At 70.0% G+C, this 4,281-nt stretch carries 8 protein-coding genes and 1 pseudogene; all 9 read left to right on the top strand.

All coding sequences use genetic code 11. The annotated features are described in order from the left end of the window. Positions 1-321: DinB family protein (locus VFS34_01120; GenBank protein ID HET9793031.1), on the top strand; the 321-nt coding region annotated here is incomplete at its 5' end. Between the two features lie 37 nt (positions 322-358). Then, complete coding sequence (locus VFS34_01115) at positions 359-727, top strand: cupin domain-containing protein (GenBank protein ID HET9793030.1); 369 nt, start codon at positions 359-361, stop codon at positions 725-727. A gap of 332 nt (positions 728-1,059) precedes the next feature. After that, entirely contained in the window at positions 1,060-1,695 is a 636-nt protein-coding gene (gene can / locus VFS34_01110; GenBank protein HET9793029.1) for a carbonate dehydratase, read from the top strand. An 18-nt stretch (positions 1,696-1,713) separates the two neighbouring features. Beyond that, a complete protein-coding gene (locus tag VFS34_01105) occupies positions 1,714-1,857 on the top strand; it encodes a hypothetical protein (GenBank protein HET9793028.1) in 144 nt (47 codons plus the stop codon). A gap of 64 nt (positions 1,858-1,921) precedes the next feature. Further along, positions 1,922-2,392, top strand: a complete 471-nt coding sequence (locus VFS34_01100; GenBank protein ID HET9793027.1) for a TspO/MBR family protein — start codon at positions 1,922-1,924, stop codon at positions 2,390-2,392. A gap of 70 nt (positions 2,393-2,462) precedes the next feature. Beyond that, positions 2,463-2,852, top strand: a complete 390-nt coding sequence (locus tag VFS34_01095; GenBank protein HET9793026.1) for a metalloregulator ArsR/SmtB family transcription factor — start codon at positions 2,463-2,465, stop codon at positions 2,850-2,852. Continuing rightward, a pseudogene (locus tag VFS34_01090) lies at positions 2,824-3,339 on the top strand (SRPBCC domain-containing protein). The gene VFS34_01095 and the pseudogene VFS34_01090 overlap by 29 nt, the downstream one beginning before the upstream one ends. 18 nt (positions 3,340-3,357) lie before the next feature. Beyond that, positions 3,358-3,837 (top strand): SRPBCC family protein, encoded by a 480-nt coding sequence (locus VFS34_01085; GenBank protein ID HET9793025.1) that lies wholly within the window; start codon positions 3,358-3,360, stop codon positions 3,835-3,837. Beyond that, a complete protein-coding gene (locus VFS34_01080; GenBank protein ID HET9793024.1) occupies positions 3,834-4,265 on the top strand; it encodes a DoxX family protein in 432 nt (143 codons plus the stop codon). The genes VFS34_01085 and VFS34_01080 overlap by 4 nt, the downstream gene beginning before the upstream one ends. Positions 4,266-4,281: the final 16 nt, after the last annotated feature.

Raw genomic sequence — 4,281 nt, 5'->3', positions numbered from 1 at the left:
GAAGCGCAATTCGCCGAGAGCCGGGGAACGACTCTCGCCGAGCTGCTCGCCCGTTTCGAGACTGCGCGACGGGAGAGCCTCGGCGCGCTGCGGGCGATGAACCTGACTCCGGCGGATCTCGAGCGAACGGGAACGCATCCGGAGCTGGGAACGGTCACGCTCGGCCAGCTCCTGGCGACGTGGACGGTCCACGATCTCGATCACGTGGGGCAGATCGCCCGCACGATGGCGAAGGAGTATCGGGCGGCGGTCGGCCCGTGGAAGGCGTACCTTTCGATCCTGAGCGACCGCGAGCCACCGGAACGCCCGACGGGCGGATAGCGCAGACACGAGCAGGAGGAGAAGAACCGTGACGAAAATGGGAGTGTTCATCGGAATCTTCGCGGCGGCCGGGTGGCTCGGCGTTGCGGCCGCGTCCCGCGCGCAGGACGCGGCGGTCGTCAATTCCCGGACCGTCCACGTGACCCTCGACAACGACCGGGTGCGGGTCTTCGAAGCGGTGCTCAAGCCCGGCGACCAGGAGCAGCCGCACTCGCATCCCGCGAGCCTCGTCTACGTGATCGAGGGCGGGAAGGTTCGGAATCACGCGGCGAACGGCGCCATCACGGAGGCGGAGCTCCACCCGGGAGACACGAGCTACCGGGAGCCGATCACCACCCACTGGGCGGAAAACGTGGGGACGACGACGATTCGCCTCATCGTGGTCGAATTCAAGACGCCGCGCTGAGTCCCGCGGAGCGGCATTGATCATCGCGGCGCGCTGCGCCGAGGACCTATCCGAATGGCGGCGGTGAAGGAAAGCGCGTACGACGGCCGCCGAGGACGCTCGCCCGGTGGACGGCGATCCCCCGCGGTCTCGCTCGCCGGAATCTCCCGGCGGGATCTCGCGCTCCGCGGCGGCGCGGGCGGGCGGTCGGTGGCCGAATACGCTCACCAGCTGGTCGAAGCGAATCTCGTCGCGGCGTCGATCGTGCTCGCGGGCGGTCGGAAGGCTCGAGCCGGCCGGCCGCGAAGCGCGACGGGCTGGCGCCCGGACGATAGAATCGGGGGTGACTTTCGATGAACGACCTGAGCGATCTCTTCGAGAACAATCGCGCCTGGGCGCGGGAGCTGACGCGCCGCGATCCCGGCTTCTTCTCGCGGCTCGCGCGGCAGCAGGAGCCGCGGTTCCTCTGGATCGGGTGCTCCGACAGCCGCGTTCCCGCCAATCAGATCGTCGGACTGATGCCGGGAGAGATGTTCGTGCACCGCAACGTCGCCAATCTCGTGTCGCACACCGATTTCAACTGCCTGGCGACGATCCAGTTCGCGGTCGAAGTGCTCCGAGTCAGGCACGTCATCGTGTGCGGGCACTACGGGTGCGGCGGCGTTCTGGCCGCGCTCCGGGACGCCCGCCTGGGGCTGATCGACAACTGGCTCCGGCAGATCCAGGACGTCCATGAGCGGCACCGGGACGTGGTCGACGCGCTCGACACGGAGGATCGCCGCCACGAAAGGCTCTGCGAGCTGAACGTGCTCGCCCAGATGGAGAACGTCGGCCGCACGACGATCGTGCGGGAAGCTTGGGCCCGGGGAGAAGACCTCTCCGTGCACGGCTGGATCTACGACATCCGGGACGGTCTGCTGCGCGATCTCGGAACGCGGCGTTCGGCCGAGGAAACGGTTCCGGCGGCCGTGCCGGCGCCGGGCGCCTGACGGGCGGAGAAGAACGACATGAAACGAAATCGGTTCGCGGCGTCGGGGCAGCCCGCCCGGGGCACGCGATTTCTGATGAACCCGGTCATGGTCGGGACCGACGGCCGGTGGAAAGTCGCGAGCATTCTGCCGATACCGGTTCCGCCGCCGTCCCAGCCGTGATCGTCACGGCCCGGCACGCGTCTGTTTTCGCGGCGCGCCAGGCGCGCCGCGCGGCGCCGAACTCGTGATTTCCCGCTGGATCGGTCTGATCCCGTTCCTCGGGGCGGTCGCCGTCACGGCGTTCATCGCGGGCCGCTTCCGCCCGGGCGCGTGGTACGCGGCGCTCGCCAAGCCTTCGTGGACGCCGCCCGGCTGGCTATTCGCACCGGTCTGGTCGCTCATCTATCTCGCGATCGCCGCCGCCGGCTGGCTCGTCTGGCGCTCCGGCGGGGCCGGGGCGCTCCTGCCGCTCGGGATCTGGGGTTTCCAGCTCGCGGCCAATTCCGCGTGGTCGTGGCTCTTTTTCGGCCGGCACCTCCCCGCCGCGGCGCTCGTCGACATCGTTCTGCTCCTTGCGGCGATCGTCGCGTTCATCCTCGCCGCGCGCCCGTTTTCGACCGTCGCGGCGGGCCTGTTCCTCCCGTATGCCGCCTGGGTCCTGTTCGCGGCGTCTCTCAACGCCGCGATCGTCCGGATGAACCCGCGGCCGTCCTGACTTCCCGGCCCGGGACGCCTCGTCGAAAATCCGCTTGACATCCCCCGCCGGCGAGCTGTATTTAACTGATATGTTAAATACGGCGGCCGGGGGATCGACGACGGCGGACCCGCTGACCGCGACCTTCGCCGCGCTCGCGGACCCCACGCGCCGCGCGATCCTCGCGCGGCTGTCGGGCGGCGAGGCGACGGTCGGCGAGCTCGCTGAGCCGTTCGCGATCTCCCTTCCCGCAGTGTCGCGGCACCTGAAGGTGCTCGAGCAGGCCGGGCTGATCGCACGCGGCCGGGATGCGCAGTGGCGGCCCTGCCGGCTGCAGGCGAAGCCGCTCCGGGGCGTCGCCGACTGGGTGGAGGCATACCGCCGGTTCTGGGAAGAGAGCTTCGATCGTCTGGACGATTACCTCGAAGAGCTTCAGAAGGAGGAGAGGAAACATGGCCGCGCCAAACGCCGAAAGAGCTGAGTCCGGGCCGACGTCGGTCGAGATCGAGGATCGCGAGATCGTCGTCACGCGCGTCTTCGACGCGCCGCGCTCGCTCGTGTTCCGCGCATTCACCGAGCCCCGCCACATGGCCCGGTGGTGGGGACCGCGAGGGATGACGAACCCCGTCTGCGAGATGGACGTCCGACCCGGCGGCGCCTACCGGATCGTCATGCGGAGCGCCGACGGAACGGAGTATCCGATCAAGGGGATCTACCGGGAGGTCTCGGCGCCCGAACGGCTCGTCTTCACCGCCGACACCTCCGAGCACCCGCCCGGCTGGCACGAGGCGATGAACCGGCATCGAAGAGGGGAGCGGAGCGGCGACCTCGTCATGACGGTGCGGTTCGAAGAGGAAGGGAGGAAGACGAAGGTCACGATCCGGACGCGGTTCGAGTCGAACGGCCACCGCGACGCCCACTTCGAGGTCGGGATGGGCGAGGGCTGGTCGCTGAGCCTCGATCGGCTGGAGGAGACCCTGACCGACATCGACCTCGCCCCGGGAGCCGAGCGGGCCGCGGCCGCGACGGGTGAGCGGGAGATCACGGCGTCGCGGATCTTCGACGCGCCGCGGGACCTCGTCTTCCGGGTGTGGACGGAACCCGGGCACGTCGCGAAATGGTGGGGGCCGGACGGATTCCGCACCACGATCGAGACGATGGACGTGCGCCCCGGCGGCGACCGGCGGTTCGTGATGCACGGACCGGATGGAACCGACTACCCGAACCGAATCGTCTACCTCGAGGTCCTCCCGCCCGAACGGCTCGTCTACGACCACCTCTCCGGACCGCGATTCCGCATGACGGTGCTCTTCTCCGAGGAGGGAAAGAAGACGCGAGTGACGGTGCGGATGCTGTTCCCGTCCGCGGCCGACCGGGACCGCACGGTCGAGACGTTCCATGCGGTCGACGGGCTCGGCCAGACGCTCGGCCGCCTCGGCGAACACGTGCGGGAGGTCGCGCGATGACGGCGGCCGGCGTCGCGGCCCGCTGGCGGTCCCGGGCGCCCGAGATCCTGAGCCTCGTCCGGATCGTCGCGGCGCTCCTCTTCATGCACGTCGGCACGGCGAAGCTTTTCGCCGTGCCGGTCGCGGTCATGCCCGGCGGCGGCACGGCGAGCGCAGGCTCGCTGGCGTGGGTCGCGGGCGTCCTGGAGGTCTTCGGCGGCGGACTCCTGCTCGCCGGCGCGTTCACCCGGCCCGTCGCGTTCGTCCTCTCCGGGGAGATGGCGGTCGCGTACTTCCATGGACACGCGCCGCTCGGCCCCTGGCCGGTCCTCAACCAGGGCCAGCCGGCGATCCTGTTCTGCTTCCTGTGGCTCTACTGCTCCGCCGCGGGGGCGGGGCCGTGGAGCGTCGATGCGTGGCGAGAACGCCGCCGCGCGGCGAGGGGATGAGGCGCCTCGGGCCGCC

The organism is Thermoanaerobaculia bacterium (assembly GCA_035717485.1).
Classification (GTDB): domain Bacteria; phylum Acidobacteriota; class Thermoanaerobaculia; order UBA5066; family DATFVB01; genus DATFVB01.
Note: the sequence above shows the minus strand (reverse complement) of the source record. Positions and strands in the feature narration are given on the sequence as shown.

Bases quoted from the DNA above. Each gene is read 5' to 3' on its own strand.
- VFS34_01095 (HET9793026.1), top strand. From the start codon at position 2,463: ATGTTAAATACGGCGGCCGGGGGATCGACGACGGCGGACCCGCTGACC.
- VFS34_01115 (HET9793030.1), top strand. From the start codon at position 359: ATGGGAGTGTTCATCGGAATCTTCGCGGCGGCCGGGTGGCTCGGCGTT.
- can (HET9793029.1), top strand. From the start codon at position 1,060: ATGAACGACCTGAGCGATCTCTTCGAGAACAATCGCGCCTGGGCGCGG.
- VFS34_01105 (HET9793028.1), top strand. From the start codon at position 1,714: ATGAAACGAAATCGGTTCGCGGCGTCGGGGCAGCCCGCCCGGGGCACG.
- VFS34_01080 (HET9793024.1), top strand. From the start codon at position 3,834: ATGACGGCGGCCGGCGTCGCGGCCCGCTGGCGGTCCCGGGCGCCCGAG.